The following is a 273-nucleotide window of genomic DNA, read 5'->3' as shown; positions in this document are numbered from 1 at the left end:
CCCCCGGCGGTGTGTCCCACCACCCCCCGGCGTGTGTCCCCGGTCGTATCCACCCGCGTTTCACAACCCATTTCGGGCAATAATGTCGCGATAAACGTACGCGCTGCGCTTCCACACCCGGCGTTGGGTGGCATAATCGGTGTAGATAATGCCAAACCGCTTGCTAAAGCCCTTTGCCCACTCAAAATTATCGAGCAGCGTCCAAACAAAATAGCCCCGCAGATCAATCCCCTTCGCGAGCGCGCGCTGGCAGGCCTCGATGTGAGCGCGCAG

General features: G+C 60.1%; 1 protein-coding gene. It reads right to left on the bottom strand.

Features of this window, described 5'->3' with window-relative positions; genetic code table 11:
• Positions 1–60: 60 nt before the first annotated feature.
• Positions 61–273, bottom strand: a 213-nt coding sequence (locus tag NZU74_20740; GenBank protein MCS6883752.1) for a family 1 glycosylhydrolase, incomplete at its 5' end; no start/stop codon positions are given.

The sequence above is a fragment of the Chloroflexaceae bacterium genome (assembly GCA_025057155.1).
Lineage (GTDB): Bacteria > Chloroflexota > Chloroflexia > Chloroflexales > Chloroflexaceae > JACAEO01.
The sequence above is the reverse complement of the archived record's forward strand: the minus strand, read 5'-3'. Positions and strand labels throughout refer to the sequence as shown.